This is a genomic window from Endozoicomonas sp. G2_2, assembly GCF_017744135.1.
In the GTDB taxonomy this organism is placed as follows: Bacteria; Pseudomonadota; Gammaproteobacteria; order Nevskiales; family Salinisphaeraceae; genus Salinisphaera.
Map to the genome: position 1 here is coordinate 49,229 of NZ_JAGHQU010000001.1, position 20,326 is coordinate 69,554.

At 65.9% G+C, this 20,326-nt stretch carries 17 protein-coding genes, 1 tRNA gene and 1 other RNA gene; 15 read left to right on the forward strand and 4 right to left on the reverse strand.

What is annotated here, in order from left to right:
* Positions 1 to 66: 66 nt before the first annotated feature.
* Positions 67 to 558 carry a c-type cytochrome gene (locus J7355_RS00235; protein WP_209058783.1) on the reverse strand — a complete coding sequence of 164 codons (492 nt, stop codon included), beginning with the start codon at positions 556 to 558 and terminating at the stop codon, positions 67 to 69.
* A gap of 137 nt (positions 559 to 695) precedes the next feature.
* On the opposite strand from J7355_RS00235, the gene J7355_RS00240 reads away from it, so the two are divergent.
* Positions 696 to 772 (forward strand) — tRNA-Arg (locus tag J7355_RS00240).
* Positions 773 to 978: 206 nt separating this feature from the next.
* Positions 979 to 1,125, forward strand: a non-coding RNA gene (locus tag J7355_RS00245) — RtT sRNA.
* Positions 1,126 to 1,255: 130 nt separating this feature from the next.
* Here the strand turns inward: J7355_RS00245 and J7355_RS00250 are convergent.
* The gene (locus J7355_RS00250; protein ID WP_209058785.1) at positions 1,256 to 2,116 is read right to left on the reverse strand and encodes a crotonase/enoyl-CoA hydratase family protein; all 861 of its coding nucleotides are present in this window, start codon (positions 2,114 to 2,116) and stop codon (positions 1,256 to 1,258) included.
* Positions 2,117 to 2,159: 43 nt separating this feature from the next.
* Positions 2,160 to 2,951: an SDR family oxidoreductase gene (locus tag J7355_RS00255; protein WP_209058787.1), complete on the reverse strand. Its 792-nt coding sequence runs from the start codon at positions 2,949 to 2,951 to the stop codon at positions 2,160 to 2,162.
* Positions 2,952 to 3,165: 214 nt separating this feature from the next.
* Here J7355_RS00255 and J7355_RS00260 point away from each other — a divergent pair, with 214 nt between their 5' ends.
* The 7 genes from J7355_RS00260 to dctP all read left to right on the forward strand — a co-directional run bounded on the left by J7355_RS00260 (position 3,166) and on the right by dctP (position 10,224).
* Positions 3,166 to 3,936, forward strand: a complete 771-nt coding sequence (locus J7355_RS00260) for an enoyl-CoA hydratase-related protein (RefSeq protein WP_209058789.1) — start codon at positions 3,166 to 3,168, stop codon at positions 3,934 to 3,936.
* 33 nt (positions 3,937 to 3,969) lie between these two features.
* Positions 3,970 to 4,980, forward strand: a complete 1,011-nt coding sequence (locus J7355_RS00265; RefSeq protein WP_209058791.1) for a phosphotransferase family protein — start codon at positions 3,970 to 3,972, stop codon at positions 4,978 to 4,980.
* A gap of 12 nt (positions 4,981 to 4,992) precedes the next feature.
* Positions 4,993 to 5,391 carry a DUF6285 domain-containing protein gene (locus J7355_RS00270; protein ID WP_209058793.1) on the forward strand — a complete coding sequence of 133 codons (399 nt, stop codon included), beginning with the start codon at positions 4,993 to 4,995 and terminating at the stop codon, positions 5,389 to 5,391.
* A gap of 11 nt (positions 5,392 to 5,402) precedes the next feature.
* Positions 5,403 to 6,686: an acyl-CoA dehydrogenase family protein gene (locus J7355_RS00275; RefSeq protein ID WP_209058796.1), complete on the forward strand. Its 1,284-nt coding sequence runs from the start codon at positions 5,403 to 5,405 to the stop codon at positions 6,684 to 6,686.
* Positions 6,687 to 6,826: 140 nt separating this feature from the next.
* Positions 6,827 to 7,750: a hypothetical protein gene (locus J7355_RS00280; RefSeq protein WP_209058799.1), complete on the forward strand. Its 924-nt coding sequence runs from the start codon at positions 6,827 to 6,829 to the stop codon at positions 7,748 to 7,750.
* Positions 7,751 to 7,823: 73 nt separating this feature from the next.
* Complete coding sequence (locus J7355_RS00285; RefSeq protein WP_209058801.1) at positions 7,824 to 8,945, forward strand: CaiB/BaiF CoA-transferase family protein; 1,122 nt, start codon at positions 7,824 to 7,826, stop codon at positions 8,943 to 8,945.
* 118 nt (positions 8,946 to 9,063) lie between these two features.
* Positions 9,064 to 10,224, forward strand: a complete 1,161-nt coding sequence (dctP, locus tag J7355_RS00290) for a TRAP transporter substrate-binding protein DctP (protein ID WP_247739658.1) — start codon at positions 9,064 to 9,066, stop codon at positions 10,222 to 10,224.
* A 34-nt stretch (positions 10,225 to 10,258) separates the two neighbouring features.
* Here the strand turns inward: dctP and J7355_RS00295 are convergent, their stop codons facing one another.
* Entirely contained in the window at positions 10,259 to 12,988 is a 2,730-nt protein-coding gene (locus J7355_RS00295; RefSeq protein WP_209058803.1) for a LuxR C-terminal-related transcriptional regulator, read from the reverse strand.
* A 380-nt stretch (positions 12,989 to 13,368) separates the two neighbouring features.
* Here J7355_RS00295 and J7355_RS00300 point away from each other — a divergent pair, with 380 nt between their 5' ends.
* The 6 genes from J7355_RS00300 (at position 13,369) to J7355_RS00325 (ending at position 20,323) form a co-directional block, all read left to right on the forward strand.
* Complete coding sequence (locus J7355_RS00300) at positions 13,369 to 14,151, forward strand: SDR family NAD(P)-dependent oxidoreductase (RefSeq protein ID WP_209058804.1); 783 nt, start codon at positions 13,369 to 13,371, stop codon at positions 14,149 to 14,151.
* 126 nt (positions 14,152 to 14,277) lie between these two features.
* On the forward strand, positions 14,278 to 15,459 hold the full coding sequence (locus tag J7355_RS00305; protein WP_209058805.1) for an acetyl-CoA C-acetyltransferase: 1,182 nt from the start codon (positions 14,278 to 14,280) through the stop codon (positions 15,457 to 15,459).
* A 92-nt stretch (positions 15,460 to 15,551) separates the two neighbouring features.
* The gene (locus J7355_RS00310; protein WP_209058806.1) at positions 15,552 to 17,216 is read left to right on the forward strand and encodes a long-chain-fatty-acid--CoA ligase; all 1,665 of its coding nucleotides are present in this window, start codon (positions 15,552 to 15,554) and stop codon (positions 17,214 to 17,216) included.
* A gap of 3 nt (positions 17,217 to 17,219) precedes the next feature.
* The gene (locus tag J7355_RS00315) at positions 17,220 to 17,780 is read left to right on the forward strand and encodes a TRAP transporter small permease (RefSeq protein WP_209058807.1); all 561 of its coding nucleotides are present in this window, start codon (positions 17,220 to 17,222) and stop codon (positions 17,778 to 17,780) included.
* On the forward strand, positions 17,777 to 19,084 hold the full coding sequence (locus tag J7355_RS00320; RefSeq protein ID WP_209058809.1) for a TRAP transporter large permease: 1,308 nt from the start codon (positions 17,777 to 17,779) through the stop codon (positions 19,082 to 19,084). The genes J7355_RS00315 and J7355_RS00320 overlap by 4 nt, the downstream gene beginning before the upstream one ends.
* A gap of 84 nt (positions 19,085 to 19,168) precedes the next feature.
* Positions 19,169 to 20,323: an acyl-CoA dehydrogenase family protein gene (locus J7355_RS00325; RefSeq protein ID WP_209058810.1), complete on the forward strand. Its 1,155-nt coding sequence runs from the start codon at positions 19,169 to 19,171 to the stop codon at positions 20,321 to 20,323.
* Positions 20,324 to 20,326: the final 3 nt, after the last annotated feature.

Sequence of the window (20,326 nt, forward strand, 5' to 3'; positions counted from 1 at the left end):
CGGCGGCCATAAAAAAAGCCGCCCGGGGAGGGCGGCTTTCGATCGGTCGAAAAGCGACGTGGCCGATCAGGCCGCGCCGGACTCGCCGAGGATATGATCGACCGCCTTGTGCATTTCCTCTTCGGAAAGATCCGGGTTGCCGCCCTTGGCCGGCATGCCCTTGTAACCGTTGATGGCGCGCTTGTAGAGCGTGTCCTTGCCCTGTTCGGACAGGCGCTTCTTCCATTCCGCGGTATCCGACGTCTTCGGCGCGCCGGCGACGCCTGAAGCGTGGCAGGCGGAACAGACGTTGTTGTATACCTCGGAGCCCGACATCGGCTCGCCACCGCTGTCGCCGCCCGCTGCCGCCAGCGATGTGGCGTTCGGATCCGTGTTGACCGCGTAAACCGGTTCGGTGCGGCTCTTCACGCGCGTGAGCTGTTCCGGACGCATGCCATCGTTCGCGTTCCAGTTGGTGATCATCCGCGCACCGAAGATCGCCACGATCGTGATCAGGAACAGCACGCCCAGCACGATCGTGAAAGCGCGAAAGAAGGTCTGGTCAGAATTGGCGGTCATAGCAAGGCTTTGAGTCTGCGTGGTCGAACGAGCGCATGAGAGCGCGCAGTATAACGGATTTTGATTTCGTCACGGATACGAGGCGGGCGCATGCATGGACGCGACGCGGCGGTGTGCGTATCCTTTGCCGCGCTAGGGCGCCCGTAGCTCAGCTGGATAGAGTGTCGGCCTCCGAAGCCGAAGGTCGCAGGTTCGAATCCTGCCGGGCGCACCATATAAAAATGCCGGCCGCAGTGCCGGTATTTTTATATGGTCCATCGATAAGTTTCGAACCTGCGACAAACAAACAAGCTGGTTCGACGGGCTCGCACAGCGAGTCCGAACCGTCGCGCAAGCGACGGGCCCGACGGGTGAGCGGCGTAGCCGCGAATAATCCTGCCGGGCGCACCATATGAAAATGCCGGCCGTAGAGCCGGTATTTTTATATGGTCTGTCGATAAGTTTCGAACCTGCGACAAACAAACAAGCTGGTTCGACGGCTTCGCGAAGCGAAGCCGAACCGTCGCGTCAGCGACGGGCCCGAAGGGCGAGGCGCGATAGCGCCGAGTAATCCTGCCGGGCGCACCAATAAAAAGACCCGCCGCAGAGCGGGTTTTTTTATTGGTATATCGATAGGCCTCGAACCTGCGACAACCAACAAGCATGGTTCGACGGCGTCGCGCTAGCGTCCGGTCCGGCAAGCCGCCCGCTACGTGGGTCAGTCGAACGGCGGCTCGGCCTGCCAGTCGAAAAAGTCCGGCATGTCGGTCGACACCTTGTTCGGGAACTCGGCCGTGCGTTTTTCCAGGAATGACGATACGCCCTCATGCGCGTCGGCGGACTTGCCGCGCGAGATGATCGCCTGGCTGTCGATGCGATGTGCGTCCATGGGGTGTCCGGCTGCATGCATGCGCCAGAGCATCTGTCGCGTCATCGCCACGGACACCGGCGCGCTTTCGTCGGTGAGTTCGTGCGCCAGGGCAACGGCGGCGGGGTAGAGATCGTCGGGCGCGTGCAGGGAACGAACCAGGCCGCGCTCCCGTGCCTCGCTGGCCGGAAATACGCGGCCGGAATAGCACCACTCCAGCGCGGTCGACAGGCCCACGGTGCGGGTCAGAAACCAGGAGGAGGCGGCTTCCGGCGTGATGCCGCGCCGGCTGAACACGAAGCCGAACTTGGCGGTTTCGGAAGCGATCCGGATGTCCATGGGGAGCTGCATGGTCGCGCCGATGCCCACCGCTGCGCCGTTGATGGCGCCAATCACGGGCTTGAGGCTGCGAAAGATGCGCAGCGTGGTCTGGCCGCCACCGTCGCGCCTGTGGTCCTCGCCGGCGCGCTTGTCGTAGTCGAAGGTATCGCCGCCCGACGACAGATCGGCGCCGGCACAGAAGGCACGCCCGCGCCCGGTCACGATCACCGCCCGCACGTCGTCGTTGGCGTCGGTGTGATCAAACGCCGCGATGATCTCGTCCTTCATCTGCGGCGTGAAGGCGTTCATCTTCTCGGGCCGGTCCAGCCACAGGGTGGCGATGCCGTCGTCGATGTCGAGCGAGATGGTCGAGAACTGCGGTGCGGTCATGGGGTGTCCTTGCGGCTTTAATGCGTCGAGTCTAAAGAAAAATTCAGCCGGCGATCATGGCGCTGATCCCGCCGTCGACGACCAGGAACTGGCCGGTGGTGTGTTTGCTCGCGTCGGAGGCGAACAGCAGGGCCGCGCCCTTGAGGCTTTCGTCGTCGCCAAGCTGGCCCAGGGGGACTTTCGCGGACAGGCGATCGACACCGTGGGATTCGGTGAGATGACGCGACATGCGGCTGGGAAAGATGCCCGGGCCGATCGCGTTCACCGTGATGCCGTAGATGCCCCACTCGGCGGCGAGCGCGCGGGTCATGGCCGCGACCGCACCTTTGCTCGTGTTGTAGCCGATCGCCTGCATCATTTCGCGGTTGCCGCCGAGTGCGGCGTTCGAGGCGATATTGACGATACGCCCCGCACCGCGCGGGATCATGCTGCGCCTAGCCACCTCGCGGGTGAGAAGAAACAGATGCCGCAGGTTGATGTTCATCACCTTGTCCCAGCCTTCCAGCGGATAATCCTCGGCCGGCGCACCCCAGGTCGCGCCGGCATTGTTGACCAAGATGTCGATCTCGCCGAGCGTGGCCAGCGCCGCGTCGGCGAGCGCCAGCACATCCGCCTCGTGGGAGAGGTCGTGACAGAGCGCCGTGGCTTCGATGCCGGCGTCCGCCAGGGCCGCGACGGCGGCGTCCAGTTCGTCGGCATGACGCGACACGATCCCCAGTCGCGCCCCCGCCTCGCCGAGCGCACGGGCCATCTGCAGGCCGAGCCCGCGCGAGCCGCCGGTGACCAGTGCCGTGCGGCCAGTGAGATCGAACAACTGCTGCACCGTCCGGCTCATGTATCGACTCCGTGAACGCACGCCGCGCGGCGGCGGTGCTGATTAGGTTGCATGGTTCGTCGCGCAGGCGGCCGCGCGCAATCGTCGGTTGCGACGAAATTGGCGGGCCCGTTCGGCGCAATTCGTCGGTTCGGACGACGCACGCCCAGGGCGGCTGCCGCGATGATCGACGCCTGATCCAAGCGGGTCATGCCCGGCCGACAAGGGGAAAACGATGCAGGCACAACCGTCCGTCACCTACGAAGTCGTCGGCGCGATCGCCTGGGTGCGTCTGAATCGGCCCAAGGCGCTCAATGCCGTCAATGCCGATCTGCGTGAGGCGCTGCTCGCGGCATTGAAACAGGCCGAGCGCGATCCGGACGTGAAGATCGTGCTGCTGGGCGCGGTCGGGCGCGCTTTCTGTGCCGGCGCCGATCTCATGGAAGACAAGCCGGCCGATCACACGGTGGAAGAAGAACTGCTCGAAGGCTATCGGCCGGTACTGGAAAAGATCACCCGCATGCCGCAGCCGGTGATCGGTGTCGCACCGGGCGTGGCTGCCGGCGTGGGCGCGGCGATTCTCATGTCCTGCGATCTGGTGATGATGGCCGAGCAGGCGCGGATCTACATGGCCTTCAGCGCGATTGGCCTGGTGCCGGATGGCGGTGCGACCTGGCTGCTGTATCAGCATCTCGGTTATCAGCGCGCGTTCGAGCTGATCGTCGAAGGCGGCAGCCTCGATGCACAGGCCTGCCTGGCTGCGGGCATTGCGAACCGCGTCGTCGCCGACGATGAACTCGAAGCCGCGGCCGAGACCTGGGCGAAGGAACTGGCCACGCGTTCGGCCCTGGCCAGCGCCGAAGCGAAGAAACTGCTGCGTGCCGCGGCGACCTCGACGCTCGCGCAGGCGATCGAAAGCGAGACGGTGGCCCAGCAGCTGTGCATGGATAGCGATGCATCCCGCGCCGCCATCGCCGAATTCAAGAATCGCAGCGCCGACAAGTGAGCGTGACCACGATGGCAAACTGCGGACGCCGGCATGGCTGATACGCCGCTCTCGGACGCGCATGTGTACCCGGTGCTACAGGCCCTGGCCGAACAGCGTGTGCCGGGCGCGCGGGTCGAGCACCTGATCCGGCTGACCGGCGGCGCGAGCCAGCCGATGTGGGCCTTCGAACTGGTATCGCCGGCCGGTGTCGAGGCGCTGGTGCTGCGTCTGACCGGCGCCCTGAGCGGTGCCGACGAAGGCACGCTGGGGCTCACCGACGAAGCACGCCTGCTCGAGCTCATGGCGGCCCACGACGTGCCCGTCGCCGGCGTCTGGCAGGTGCTCGATGCGCACGGCGAGCTGGGCGCCGGCTACATCATGCAGCGTATCGAGGGCGAAACCCTGCCGCAGCGAATATTGCGCGATGACGCCTATCGCGCGGCCCGCCAGCGGCTGGCCCGCGAATGCGGCCAGGTGCTGGCCGCGATCCACCGCGTGCCGCCGGCCGATGCACCGTATCTGCCGCGGGTTTCGGTCGCGCAGTGGCTGGATCGCCAGTATCGGGAATATCGCAGCTACCGCGAGCCGCGGCCCGTGTTCGAACTCGCCTTCCAATGGTTGCGCGACCATCTGCCTTCGGATCCCACGGAGCCGGCCATCGTCCACGGCGACTTTCGCAACGGCAATCTCATGGTCAATCGCCATGGCCTGCGCGCGGTGCTCGACTGGGAGATGGCCCATATCGGCGACCCCATGGCCGATCTGGGCTGGCTGTGCGTGGACTCCTGGCGCTTCGGCGAGATCGACCGGCCGGTCGGCGGCTTCGGCAGTCGCGCGCAGCTGTTCGCCGGTTACGAGGCGGCCAGCGGCGTGTCGGTCTGCGCCGAAACGGTCTGGTTCTGGGAGATACTCGGCTGTCTGAAGTGGGGCATCATCTGCCAGAAAATGGCGCGCTCGTTCAGCGACGGCACCGATCGCACGGTCGAGCGTGGCGCCATCGGCCGGCGTGCTTCGGAAACCGAGATCGATCTGCTGGCGCGCCTGGCGCCGCTGGCCTCGTAGCCGAGAACACCCATGCAGGACACCCCCGCCGATACCGAACTACTCGCCGCCGTCGCCGCGTTTCTGCGCCGCGACGTGGTGCCCGCGCTCGACGGCAGCCTGCAGTACCAGACGCGCGTTGCCGCGAACGTCATCGATCGCGTGCAGCGTGGCCTTGAGCAGCCGCCCGCCGTAATCGACGAAGAGCAGCAGCGACTGCAACGTCTGCTCGATCTGGGCGGCGACATACCCACGCTCACGCAAGTGCTCTGCGATCGCATCGCGGCCGGCGAGATCACGCGCGACACGCCGGGCCTCACCGATTTCCTGTGGTGGGTGACCTGCCACAAGCTCAGCGTCGACCAGCCGCGCTATGCCGGCTATCAACGCGCGCTCGAGCGCGGTGCGCCCGACGCGGCCCACGATTCATAAAAGGAAACCCCATGGACTTCAATCTGCCGCCAGAGCTCACGGCCTATCTGGACGAGCTGGATCGCTTCATCGAAGACGTGATCCAGCCGCTCGAGCAGCGCGACGACAATATCCGTTTCTTCGATCATCGCCGCGAGTGGGCGCGTACCGACTACGACAAGGGCGGTCTGCCGCGCCCGGAATGGGAGGCGCTGCTCGGCCAGGCGAAGCGGCTCGCCGACGAGGCCGGGCATCTGCGTTTTCCGCTACCGAAGAAATACGGCGGCCAGGACGGTTCGCACCTGGCAATGACGGTCATCCGCGAGCACCTCGCCGCACGTGGTCTTGGCCTGCATAACGACCTGCAGAACGAGCATTCGATCGTCGCGAACAATCCGTTCGTGCTCATGTTTCGCGATTTCGGCACGCCCGAGCAGGAAGAGGAATTCGTCGCCGGCATGCTCGGCGGCACTCATCATCTGGCCTTCGGCCTGACCGAACCGGATCACGGTTCCGACGCAACGCATATGGAAACCCGGGCGGTGCGCGAAACGCGCGACGGCGTGGACGGCTGGCGGCTGGACGGGCGCAAGATGTGGATCACCGGAATGCATGTCGCGACCCATTGCCTGATGTTCGCGCGTACCTCGGGCGACAACGGCGACGCGAAAGGCATCACCGCGTTTCTCGTGCCGTGCCCCACGCCGGGGCTGACGATCGAGGAATACCTGTGGACGTTCAATATGCCCACGGACCACGCGCGGCTGTCGCTGGACAACGTCTGGGTGCCGGACAGCGCCGTGTTCGGCCCGCCCGATAACGGGTTGTCCCTGGCGCAGCATTTCGTACACGAAAACCGGATTCGCCAGGCGGCGTCGAGCCTGGGCGCGGCGGCCTACTGTATTCGCGAAAGCGTGGCCTATGCGCGCCAGCGCAAGCCGTTTGGCGTGGCCCTCGCGCGCAATCAGGGCATTCAGTTCCCGCTCGTCGAACTGCACAGCGAAGCCGAGATGCTGCGCCTGCTCATTCGCAAGACGGCCTGGGAGATGGATCAACTGCCCAAGCCCGAGATCGAGGCGCAGCTGTCGGACAAGGTCGCCATGTGCAACTACCGCGCGAACCGGCTGTGCTGCGAGGCTGCGGATCGCGCCATGCAGATCCACGGCGGTATGGGCTACTCGCGGCACAAGCCCTTCGAGCACATCTATCGCCACCACCGGCGCTATCGCATCACCGAGGGCGCCGAGGAAATCCAGATGCGCAAGGCCGGCGGTTATCTGTTCGGTTATGTGGGGCCGAATCGCTGGCGCGATTGAGCGCGTGGTGCGGCAAGTGAATGGTCAGGCATGAAATTCTCGCGGCTCGCGGTCCATAATCGCGGTCGTGCCGTGCACCGGCCGCCCGTCGTTCGACGCGCGCCGGGCGGCGCCCCGATATTCGTTTCAAGGACACGCCCGTGAAGACGCCCGCCTGGCAGAACGACCCCGAACGCTACGATTTTCGCCATACGCTGGCGCTGCAGTACGCCCATCTGGATACCATCCGGCACGCCAACAACGTGGCGGTCCATGGGCTGCACGTCGAGGCACGGGTTCGGTATCAGCTGGCCGTGCTCGGCCCGGATCACCTGTTCTCCGATGCCGTGCTGCTGCGACCCTGCCGCACGGTCACGCATTTTCTGCGCGAGACGCATTACCCGCACGACGTCACCTGCGCCACGCGGCTGATCGCGGTCAGCGCGCAAACCTACCGGCTGGTCACCGGTCTGTTCCAGCAGGGCGAATGCGTGGGCGTACAGGACTGCCTGATCGGCGCGTGGCACGCCGACCGCTGGGTGGCCTTGCCGGACGACGTCCGCGGCGCGCTCGAGCACAGCCGCGCGGCCGACGACGTGCTGGTCAGCGACTGGCCGCCGATGCCGCCGGAACACGTAGCCATGACCGGCTATCCGGCGGAATCCGAGATTTCCGGCCGCTATGCCGATCTGGACCCGGATGTGGTCATCGGCGAGCTGGCCCTGTCGCGCTATATCGAGCAGTCCCGGGCGGGTTCGCTCAAGCCGATTCGCAACGATCCGGCGCTGGGCATGCTCGTGGCCAGCGTCGATCTGAGCTATCACCGCTGGCACCACGGTCGCGCGAACGTGCGGGTCGTCTGCGGTCTCGACCGGATCGGCAACAGCTCCTTCGCCCTGGCCGGCGCGGCCGCCGTCGGCGAAGAGCGGCTGGTGACCGCACGCAGCACCATGGTGCTCATCGACCGCGAGAAACGCCGCCCCACGCCGATCGACGACGACCTGCGTGCCTCGATGGCGCCGTTGTTCATCGCTGACGAATCCGCGGGCGACGAACGCACGGCCTGCGGCACGCCGGGCGGCTAGGGCGGATGCCGACGTCGGGCGACGAGCCGGCGCGGCGATCGCGAATCAGAACAGCGAAAGAGGAGAAGCCGCGATGGCAGGACCGCTGCAGGGCATGAAGGTGATCGAAATGGCCGGGCTCGGCCCGGGCCCGTTCTGCGCCATGATGTTCGCCGACATGGGCGCCGAAGTCGTGCGCATCGAGCGACCCGGCGCGTTCGACCCGGCTCGGGATCGTTTCGATGTGCTCGCCCGTGGCCGCCATCGTGTCGCGCTCGACATGAAACAGCCGGATGCCGCGGACGCCGTGCTGGCCATGATCGAACAGGCGGACGTGCTCATCGAGGGTTTTCGTCCCGGCGTCATGGAACGCATGGGGCTGGGCCCGGATGTGTGTCTAGCCCGGCGTCCGGGCCTGATCTATGGCCGCATGACCGGCTGGGGCCAGTACGGCCCGCTCGCCCACGCGGCCGGGCACGACATCAACTACATCGCCTTGAGCGGCGCCTTGCACGGCGTCGGTCGCGCCGACGGACCACCGCCGCCTCCGCTCAACTATGTCGGCGATTTCGGCGGCGGCGCGATGATGCTCGCCTTCGGCATTCTCGCCGCGGTGTTCGAGAGCCGGCGCTCGGGTGAAGGCCAGGTCGTGGATGCCGCGATGACCGACGGTGCGGCGCTGCTGTCGTCGATGATGTACGGCATGAAGGCGGCCGGGCAGTGGACCAATGCGCGCGGCGCCAACCTGCTCGACGGCGGCGCCCATTTCTACGACAGCTATACCTGTGCCGACGGCAAGTTCCTCGCGGTCGGCGCGATCGAGCCGCAGTTCTATGCTGAACTGTTGGACCGGTGCGGCATCGACGATCCGGCCTTCGAGCGCCAGAACGATCCGGCGGCCTGGCCGGATCTCAAGCAGCGTCTGGCCGAGCTGATCAAAACCCGAACGCGCGACCAGTGGTGCGAGATTCTCGAGGGCAGCGATGCCTGTGTCGCCCCGGTGCTGGATTGGGACGAGGCGCCCGCGCATCCGCACAACCGCGAGCGCGAAGCGTTCGTTGAAGTGGACGGTGTGCTGCAGCCCGCACCGGCACCACGTTTTTCCCGCACGCCGGCCGCTACGCCCGGCGCGGCAGATAAAACCGCGCGCGATACGCACGAATTGCTCTCCAGCTGGGGTGTGGACGTGCGGCAGCTCGACGCATTGCGCGACTAGCAATCCGCAGCCCGCAAATCGTCGCTATCGACGACAACAACGTGTCGCCGCCTGCCTAGTATCGATAGGGCGCGTGGCAGGCCTGCCGCGCGCGTTCATAATCGAAAAGGGGAGCGGGATGGGTAACAGAATCGTTTCGAAAGCGGGAATGCTGGTGGCTTGTATCGGCCTGATGCTGGCCGCCACGGCCGAAGCCCGCACCCTGCGCTATGCCACGGGTTTTCCGCCCGGATCGGTCGCCGCGCAGGCCGCGATGGACTATGCCGAGGCGCTGCCGGACTATTCCGACGACACGCTGTCGATGAAGGTTTATGCGCTGTCGTTGCTGGACGCTTCCGAAACCTCCGACGGCGTGCGCGACGGCATCGCCGATGTGGGTTATCTGCTCACGGTCTATTTCCCGTCGATGTATCCGCATACCAACTTGGTCAACGAGTCGTCGATGCAGCTCACCCAGTTCGACGAGGCCCAACTTCAGGGCAAGGGCGCGCTGGCGTTCAACGCCGCGATGGCGGAATTCACCTTCTTCAACTGCCCCGAGTGCCTGGACGAATATGCGGCCCAGAACCAGGTTTATACCGGCAATGCGGCGAGCTCCGACTACGGTCTGCTCTGCAATAAACCCGTGACCAACGAGGCCCAGCTCGCCGGCAAGCGCCTGCGCGTTGCCGGCTCGCACTGGTCGCGCTGGTCGAAGCATTTCGGTGCCACGCCGGTGTCGATGACGATCAACGACCTGCTGGAAGCACTCAGCCAGGGCGTGCTCGACTGCACCATCTCCTCGGCGCCGGAACTGGTGAACCTGCGCCTGACCGAAGCGGTGACCGATATCACCATGGCGGTACCGGGCGGCGTCTATGCCGCGGCCAGTGCGGCGAGCGTCAACGGCGACGTGTGGCGCGAACTCACGGACGACCAGCGCCGCGCCATGCTGCGCGCCGGCGCGCGTCTGTCCGCGGCGGTGCCTTATGGCTATCTGGAAAAAGAAAAGGACGCACTCGCTGCCGCCGAGGAAGAGGGCGCGGCCCGCCACGAAGCCGCGGCCTCGCTCGAGCAGGCCAGCGCGGCCTTCGCCGAACAGGATCTGGACACGATCGTGACGTACTACCGCGAGAACCACGGCGTCGAGCGCGGCGAGGCCTTGCTCGCCACTTTCCACGACCTGCTCGAGAAATGGGTGAAGCGCGTGGGGGACGTCGACAGCCTGGACGCGCTGGAGCAGCTCTACTGGGACGAGATCTTTTCCAAGGTCGACGTCTCCAGCTACGGGATGCAATAGCGCGCTGACGCCGCGCCGTTGCAGCGGCGCGGCGTCAGACCACGCCCACCTTGCGCGCAATGGCCACCGCCTCGGTGCGGTTGCTGGCGTTGAGCTTGCCGTTGATATTGCGCAGATGGGTGCGGATGGTGCTGTCGGAGACGAACAGCTTTTCGGCCATCGCACTGTTCGAATTGCCCTCGGCGAGCAGCTTGAGCACGCGAATCTCCTTGCGCGTGAGCGGCTCCAGCAGGGTGGCGTTGGGGTCGTCCTCAACCGGATATTCGTTGAACACTCGCGGCCCGAACGCCTGCAGCAGCGCCTGCAGATATTCCGCGAACAGCGGCTCGCGTCGGTCGAGCTTGCGTTCCAGCGTGTCGGATTGCAGCCGTACCACCAGCGCGCCGACCCGCGGTCCCTCGTCGAGCACCAGCCGCATATAGCCTTCACGGCAACCGTCCTTCAAGGCATTTTCCAGCGTGCTCAGTGCCGTTGGCAGGTCGCCGTCGCGCTGTTGGGCCACCGCCTGCAGCAGCCGCAGCTTGAACAGGCGCCGATAGCGCGTCTGGGCCTGCGATTCGGTGATGAATGCCGCCAGCTCACGCAGCGCGAACGCGGCGTCGCCGACGAACGCCTCCCAGCGAAGACGGCCGATGCGGTCGTTGTCGATATCGTTGGCGAGCAGGCGCAGATGACGCAGTCGATCCCAGGTGGCCGCGTCGCTGGCGCGATCGATCTCGGTACGCGCGGCGTATTCATCGCCCTGCAGCAGCATGAGCTGGGCGCGATGCAGGCGGCTGGTGGCGACCACACGCGGCAGCTGGCGATTGTGGCCGGTGCGTTCGAGCACTGTCAGCGTCTGCAGTGCCTTGTCGACGTCGCCCTCGATGAAGGCGATCCGCGCGAGCATCACGTCGGCCAGGATCATGTGATCGGGCAGGCCGATATGGCGCGCCAGCGGGGCATAGACGTTGAGCAGCTGGGTGGCGGTTTCCAGATCGTTGGCCTCGTAGACGGCGAAGGCATGCAGCACGCCGGCCCAGGCGTTGCCGTTGGTGCCGATGGGCGAGAACGCCGAGCGCGGCCGGGTGATGCGCGCGGCCAGGCGAAAGCGCGCCGCGGCCTGGCGCTGTCGGCCTTCCTGCAAGTCGATGATGCCCTCGACGGATTCCGAGAACATGGCGTTGAAGGCGCTCTCGTGCACGCCCTGCACATCGCGGGCGCCGTCCAGCAACGTCCGCGCGCGCTGGTGTTCGCCCATCACGGAATAGGCGTTGGCGAGCGTGTTCACCAGTGTGGTTTCGGCGAAGGGTTCGCCGGCGGGCAAGGCGTCGAGGGTCTTGCTGCCGATGGCATAGACCTGCTCGAAGTCGTCCATGATCGCCAGAATCGACGGCCGCAGGGCCAGCGCGTGGGGCCTGATACGCGGGTCCGTGGACTGTTCGAGGCCGGTCTGTTCGAGTTTTTCCATCGCCGTATGCGGGCTGCAGCTGAAGCACAGCGCCCAGACATGAATCGCCTGCAGCAGCGGCCAGGCGGCAAGGTCGGCCGGCGGAATGCTGTCGAACCAGCGCCCGAGCAGGCGCATGCGCCCCTGCGCGAGCAGAGGCTCGGCGTGTTGCGACATGAGTGTAAGCGCACGGTCGAAATCGCCACCTTCCAGCGCGTGGTCGATTGCCGGCACCGGCCGGTGCTGGGTCTCGAACCAGGCCGAGGCCGCGCGATGCAGCGGCGCGATCTCGTCCGGGCATTCCTCGGCCAAGCGATGACGCAGAAAGTCCGAGAACAGGCTGTGGTAGCGGTAAAGGCGTTCCTCGCTCTCGATCGGCACGAGGAACACGTTGGCCTCATTGAGCAGGTCGATCAGCGACGCGCTGTCGGCATCGGGCAGTAGCGCGTTGCACAGCGGCACGCTCAGATAACGCAGGATGCTGGTACGCAGCAGGAACTTGCGCACCCGCTGCGGCTGCTGGGCGAGAACGTCCTCGGCCAGATAGTCGGCGACCGCGCGGTGTTCGCCGGAAAAGCGGGCGATGAACTCGCCCGGCGCGGGATGTTTCTCCAGTGCCAGCGAAGCCAGCCAGAGCGCGGCCACCCAGCCTTCGGTCTTGGCATGAATCTCCGCGATCTCGTCGGCGCCCAGCGCCAACCCGCGGTGATCGTTTAAAAATCGCTCGGTTTCGGTGCGCGAAAAACGCAGGCGCTTGCTGTCGATCTCGACGAGCTGGCCGCGGGTGCGCAGGCGCGCCAGGCGCAGGTCCGGCAGCGAGCGCGAGCCGATCACCAGCCGGCAGTTGGGCGGCAGATGGTCGATGATCTCGCGTACCAGCCCGAGCACCGTGGGCTCTTGGATACGCTCGAAATCGTCGAGGAACAGCACGAAGCGGTCATCGTGATCGGCGAGCCCGGCGATCAGGTTCAGGGCCGTATCGCCCGCCGAGCTTCGGTTGTCGCCCGGTGCCGGTTCGCAGGCCGCGACCGGCAGGAGATTGGCGATGGCCGCTTCCAGGCAGGGCAGGAAACGCTGGATATCGTTGTCGGCCTCATCGAGCGTGAGCCAGGCGGTGCGCGTGCCGTCGGCGGCCAGCTGTTCCAGGCACTGGGCCATGAGCGTGGACTTGCCGAAGCCCGCCGGACCCTGAAACAGGACCATTTTCACGGCGCTATCGGCCTGCAGGGTCGCGCTGATCTCGCCGCGCAGCAGCTGTGCCGCGTGCACGGTGGGCGGGTTGAGCTTGCTGGTCAGCGCGCCTGCCGTCGGGCGGCCACGGTTGGACGTGATCATGTTGTCTCCTTCCGAAGGCGGATGCGGCCGCTTGTTCGTCGCCCGGTCTGCCCGCGGGTGGCTGCCGGGTGGCGGGGCCCAGAATCGACGTCTTGCGCGTCGTGGACAGAGCCCTGAACGGTTGTTCGCCCATTGCTACCTTTACCCCGATCCGGCCCAGGGTCAACGCCTGCGCAATGCAGTGGTGTGCGCTCGCGAAGCTGGCCGCCAGGCGCTGGTGCGGATTCGTCGCGCGGCGGGCATCGACGGGGCGTGGCCGGCATTTCGTCGCTTTCGACGATGCGCCGCAAGCCGCGCTTTCGAAAGACTCGGGCCATACGACGCGTCGCGCCGCCTGGCGTTGTTCGCGACCGGTTAGTGTCTTCGAGCAAGGATGTGCCATGAAACTCGATTCCTCCGTAAGTGCCGTGATCACCGGCGGTGCCTCCGGGCTGGGTGCCGCGGTCGCACGCCGGCTGGCCGCGCAGGGCGTGCGCGTTGCGTTGTTTGATCTCAACAAGGACGCGGGCGAGCCGCTGGCCGACGAATTGGGCGGCATCTTCTGTCAGGTCGATGTGACCTCGGAGGAATCGGTGGATGCCGGCTTCGAGAAGGCGCGCGCGGCGATTGGCCAGGAACGTCTGCTGATCAACTGCGCCGGTATCGGCAACGCCTTCAAGACCGCCAGCCGCGACAAGAAGACCGGCGAGGCCAAGCATTTTCCGGTCGCGGAGTTCGAGAAGGTGCTGCAGATCAACCTGATCGGTTCGTTCCGCTGCAACGCCAAATCGGCCCAAGGCATGCTGGCGCTCGAGCCGGGCGTGGACGGCGAACGCGGGGCCATGATCAACACCGCCTCGGTCGCGGCCCAGGACGGGCAGATGGGCCAGGCGGCCTATGCGGCGTCCAAGGCCGGCCTGGTCGGCATGACGCTGCCGATCGCGCGCGACCTGATGGGCGAGGGCATCCGCATCAACACCATCATGCCGGGCATCTTCGAAACGCCGCTGATGGCCGGCCTGCCGGATCAGGTCAAGGACGCGCTGGCCGCCTCGGTGCCGTTTCCCAAGCGCCTGGGCGCGCCGGACGAGTTCGCGGCGCTGGTCGAGGCGCTGATCGAGAACGGTTACATGAACGGCGAAAGCATCCGCCTGGACGGCGCCATCCGCATGGCCCCGCGTTAACACGACGCCGGAACCAAAATCGTCGCTTCGGACGACGCAGGCCGGCTGGCCGGCGACCGACGATGAACCGGCACCGAATTCAGCAATCACGACGCGTGCCGCGGTGCGCCCCGGCGAGGAAATCCCATGAGTGAAGCCTATATCGTTGCCGCGACCCGAACCGCCGGCGGCCGCCGCGGTGGGCGCCTGTCCGGCTGGCACCCGGCCGATCTGTCCGGCCAGGTGCTGGATGCGCTGCTCGACCGCACCGATGCCGATCCGGCCCTGGTCGACGACGTGATCATGGGCTGCGTCGGCCAGGTCGGCGAGCAGGCGCTCAATATCGCGCGCAACGCGGTGCTGTCGTCCAGGCTGCCGGAGTCGGTGCCGGGCACGTCGGTGGATCGCCAGTGCGGTTCGTCGCAGCAGGCGATCCATTTCGCCGCACAGGCGGTGATGTCCGGCACCCAGGACATTGTCATCGCCGCCGGTGTGGAATCGATGAGCCGCGTGCCCATGGGCGCCTCGGTCGCGCTGCCGGCCAAGCAGGGCATGGGCCACTATTTCGGCCCGGCCATGCGCGAGCGCTATCCCGACGTGGATGACTTCACCCAGTTCGCGGGCGCGGAGATGATGGCGAAGAAATACGAGTTGTCGAAGGACGAGCTCGATGCCTTTTCGCTGGAAAGCCACCGGAAAGCCATCCGTGCCACCGAGGGCGGACACTTCGACGACGAGATTCTGCCGGTGCCCGTACGCGATTACGACGGCAACGGCGGCGACGCCATGCATACCGTGGACGAAGGCATCCGTTTCGATGCGTCGCTCGAGGGCATCAGCGGCGTGAAGCTGCTGCAGGAAGGCGGGCGCATAACCGCGGCCAATGCCAGCCAGATCTGCGATGGCGCCAGCGGCGTGATGGTCGTCAACGAGCGCGGCCTGAAACAACTGGGCGTGCAGCCGCTGGCGCGTATTCACCACCTGAGCGTGATGGGCCACGACCCGGTCATCATGCTCGAGGCGCCGATCCCGGCCACCGAGCGCGCGCTCAAGAAGGTCGGCCTGTCGGTGGACGATATCGATATCTACGAGGTCAACGAAGCCTTCGCGCCGGTGCCACTGGCCTGGATGCGCACGCTCGACGCCGATCCGGAACGGCTCAACGTCAACGGCGGCGCGATCGCCCTGGGCCATCCGCTGGGTGGCTCCGGCACCAAGCTCATGACCACGCTGGTGCACGCGCTCAAGCAGCGCGATGGCCGCTACGGCCTGCAGACCATGTGTGAGGGCGGCGGCTTGGCCAACGTGACGATCGTCGAGCGGCTCTAGATCGAGCCACTCCGGATGAGCGACACCGGGTCGAACGGTTACAGGGCCCGCGCCGAATTGACTATCCACGCGCCGCGCAACAGGAGACCCGCATGCTGGGGCTGATGCAGGACCGTCCGCTGCTGATTTCCTCGCTCATCGAGCACGCAGCGCAGTTTCATGGCGACACCGAGATCGTGACGCGCAGCGTCGAGGGCCCGATACGGCGCACGACCTATCGGGCGCTGCGCGACCGCTCCAAGCAGGTGGCCAATCTCATGGGCGAACTCGGCGTTGTCGAAGGCGACCGTGTTGCGACGCTGGCCTGGAACACCGATCGCCACATGGCGCTGTATTTCGGCGTGTCCGGCAGCGGCGCGGTGCTGCATACGGTCAACCCGCGGCTGTTTGTCGAGCAGATCGAGTACATCCTCGATCACGCCGAGGACAAGGTGCTGTTTTTCGATCTCGATTTCGCGCCGCTGGTTGCCGAACTCGCGCCGCGGTTGAAGCACGTCGAGCATTTCATCGTGCTTACCGATCGTGCGCACATGCCGGCGATCGAGGGCGTCGATGCGCTCTGCTACGACGAGCTGATCGATTCGCAGTCAGCCGACTACGACTGGCCCACCTTCGACGAACGCACGGCCTCGAGTCTGTGCTACACCTCGGGCACCACCGGCAACCCCAAGGGCGTGCTCTATTCGCATCGCTCGACGGTGCTGCATTCGCTGATCGCGATGGCGCCGGACAGTTTCGGCGTGGCCGCCCGCTCGGTGCTGTTGCTCGTGGTGCCGATGTTTCATGCCAATGCCTGGGGCATGCCCTATGCCGCAGCAATCGCCGGGGCCAAGGTGGTGCTGCCCGGCCCCCGGCTGGACGGCGAGAATATCTACCGCCTGATGCGCGACGAGCGTGTGACCTTTTCGCAGGCGGTACCGACGGTCTGGCTGATGCTGTTCCAGTATTTCGACGATCATGCCGATCATGCCGATCATGCCGATCATGCCGATCTGTCGGCCGATGCACTGTGCCTGGACACCATCGGCATCGGCGGCAGTGCGCCGCCGCGCGCGATGATCCGGCGCCTGGAAGACGAATTCGGCGTCGAGGTCGTGCAGGGCTGGGGCATGACCGAAACCAGCCCGCTGGGTGTGGCCAACCGCTGGCTGCCGAAACACGACGCGCTGGACGCCGAAGCGCGCGAAACGGTCAAGATCAAGCAGGGGCGGGGTATCTGGGGCGTCGAGCTCAAGCTGGTCGACGACGAGGGCCGAGCGCTTGCGCACGACGGCCAGCACGCCGGGCACCTGTTTATCCGCGGGCCGTGGATCGCCAGCGGTTACTACGGCCGCGATGACGACGTCCTCGACGACGAAGGCTATTTTCCCACCGGGGATATCGCCACCATTGACCGCGACGGCTATCTGCAGCTCGTCGATCGCTCCAAGGATGTGATCAAGTCCGGCGGCGAGTGGATATCGTCGCAGGATCTCGAAGGCGCCGCGTTCTCGCACCCCGGCGTGGCCGAGGCGGCCGTGATCGCCATCGCCGACGAGAAATGGCAGGAGCGACCGCTGATGATCGTCGTCGCCAAGCCCGGCGTGGCGATCACCGCCGACGAACTCATGACGCATCTGCAAAGCCGCGTGGCGAAGTGGTGGCTGCCGGACGACATCGTCTTCGTCGACGAGCTGCCGCATACCGCCACCGGCAAGCTGCTGAAGACGAAACTGCGCGAACAGTTCGGCGGGCATCGGCCGGGCAAGGTGGTGTAGGCCATGCATAGCCTCGGCCGCTGGCTGTCGCGCCTGACCGATGCCATGACCATCCTCGGCGGTCTGGCGATCGCGCTGATGATGCTGCACGTCACGGCCGACGTGGCCGGGCGCTTCATCTTCGGCACGCCAATTCCGGGCACGATCACCGTCGTTTCGCACTACTACATGATCGTCGCGGCCTTCGTGCCGCTGGCCTTCGCGGCGCAGAAGAATGCCCATATCAGCGTGGAGGTCGTGACCGATCGCTTGCCGTCCGTGATCAAGCGGCATCTGGAAGGCTGGACACTGCTTCTGTCGGCCGCGGTATTCGCGCTGGTCGCGGTACGCAGCTGGGAAGTCGCGCTGTCGAAATACGGCATCGCTGCGTCGGTGGTGCAGGGCAATACCAGCATTCCGGTCTGGCCCAGCTATTTCGTCCTGCCGGTCGGGCTGGGTCTGATGACGGTGGTGCTGGTCTATCAGTTCGTTGTCTATCTGTTCGGCCTGCGCAGCGGGCTCGACAGCGAACGCGCGTCGCCCGGAGCCACATCCGCGCTCTACCCGCCGGAGACGGATCGATGAGCGATGTCCAGATAGGCCTGGCCGGGCTGGGCATCCTGTTTACGCTGATCGCGCTGCGGGTGCCGATCGGCGTGGCGTTGATCGGCGTGTCCTTCGGCGGGCTTTGGTATCTCGTGGGCTGGGGCGTGGCCTGGGGTTCGGTGGGCCTTATTCCCTATCATTTCGCAGCCAACTGGGTGCTCAGCTCGGTGCCCATGTTCCTGCTGCTGGGGTTCGTGTGTTTTCACGCCCAGCTCACGCAGGGGTTGTTCCGTGCTGCGCGCATCTGGCTGTCCGGGGTGCCGGGCGGGCTGGCCGTGGCCTCGATCTTCGGCTCGGCCGGTTTCGCGGCGGTGTCCGGCTCCTCGGTGGCCTGTTCGGCCGCGATGGGGCGCATCGCGGTGCCGGAAATGGTGCGCCACGGCTACAACCCGGGGCTGGCCACCGGTACCGTCGCGGTCGCCGGCACCATCGGCGCGCTGATACCGCCCTCGATCATCATGATTCTCTACGGCGTGATCGCGCAGGTCTCGATCGCCGGCCTGTTTCTGGGCGGCATCAGCGCCGGCGTGATCACGGCGATCGGCTATGTCGTCGTCGTCATGGTGCGGGTGAAACTCAACCCCGCGCTGGCACCCGACGTGCGCGAGGACGTGCCGCTGGCCGACAAGATCGACGCGCTCAAGGACACTTGGCCGGTGCTGCTGATCATGATCGGCATCTTCGGCGGCCTGTTCGGGGGTGTGTTCACCGCCACCGAGGCCGGGGCGGTGGGTGCGTTTCTGTCCTGCGTGGTGGCGCTGCTCAAGGGCGCGCTGAACTGGCAGCGGTTTCGCAACGCCATACTCGAAACGCTGCTGACTACCGGCGCGCTGCTGATCATCGCGATTGGCGCGAGTTTGCTCACGCGTTTTCTTACCCTGTCCGGCGCGGGTGATTATCTGTCCGAGCTGATGATCGGCAGCGACACCAGCACGCTCATGCTGATGCTGGGCCTGGTCGCCGTCTATCTGCTGCTGGGCATGTTTCTGGAGCCGATCGGCGCCATGCTGCTGACGCTGCCGATCGTGCTGCCGATCATCGACGCGGCGGGCCTGAGCCTGCTCTGGTTCGGCGTGGTGCTCACCAAGATGCTGGAGATCGGCATGATCACGCCGCCGGTCGGGATGAACGTGTTCGTGATCAAGAGCGTGGTCAACGACCTGGTATCGACCAGCGCCATCTTCCGCGGCATCTTCTGGTTCCTGATCATGGACCTGGTGGTGCTCGCGCTGCTGATGACGGTGCCGGACATCATCCTGTTCCTGCCCACCCATTTCGATTGAGCCGCGTCGGCGCGCGGGACGTCTGCCGATTTAAACGGCCCGATCCGCGCGGCTACACGACAAACTTGAACAACGAGGTACGCCATGCGTCAGAGCCAACCCTATGAATGCCCCTGGGCAGACGAGGAAATCGAGCTGTTTCGCGACATGGTCACGCGTTTTCTCGATACCGAGATGGCGCCCGCGGACGAGGCCGCGCGCAAGCGCGGCCATGTCGGCCACGAGATCTGGCGCCGTGCCGGCGAGCTGAACCTGCTCTGTTCCGATATTCCCGAGGAATATGGCGGCGCGGGCGGCGATTTCCGCCACGAAGCCGTCTTTCTCGAGGAAATGGCGCGGCGCGGGCTCACCGGCATGAACACCGGCGTGCACAGCATCGTGGCCCACTATCTGCTCAACCACGGCACCGCCGAACAGCGCGAGCGCTACCTGCCGCGCATGGCGCGTGGCGAGCTGGTCGGCGCGATCGCGATGAGCGAACCGGATGCTGGTTCCGATCTGCAGGCGATCCGCTCGCGCGCGGTCGCCGACGGCGATCACTACCGGCTATCGGGCGCCAAGACCTGGATATCCAACGGCTATCTCGCCGGGCTGGTGCTCGTGGTCTGCAAGACCGATCCCTCGGCCGGCGCCAAGGGCACGTCGATCCTGATTGCGGAAACCGAAGGGCTCGACGGCTACCGCGTGGGCCGCGTGCTCGACAAGATCGGCATGAAGGCCCAGGACACCTCCGAGCTGTTTTTCGACGAGGTCGAGCTGCACCGCGACCAGCTGCTCGGCGGCGAAGAGGGCAAGGGCTTCTACCAGCTCATGGGCGATCTGCCCTACGAGCGGCTGATCATTTCCGTCAATGCGGTCGGCGCGATCGAGGGCGCGCTGGCGGCCACGATCGACTACACCAAGGAGCGCCGCGCCTTCGGCCAGTCGGTGTTCGATTTCCAGAACAGCAAGTTCAAGCTGGCCGAGATCGCCACCCAGGCGCGCGTCGCTCGCACCTATCTGGATCGCTGTATTCAGGACCTGCTGGACGAAAAGCTGGATACCGTGGGTGCGTCCATGGCCAAGATGTGGACCACCGACCTTCAGAACCGCGTGATCGACGAGTGCCTGCAGCTGTTCGGCGGCTACGGCTATACCAACGAATACATGATCGGGCGCATGTATATCGATGCGCGTGTGCAGCGTATCTATGGCGGCACCAACGAAATCATGAAGGAAGTGATTTCGCGATCGTTATAGCCG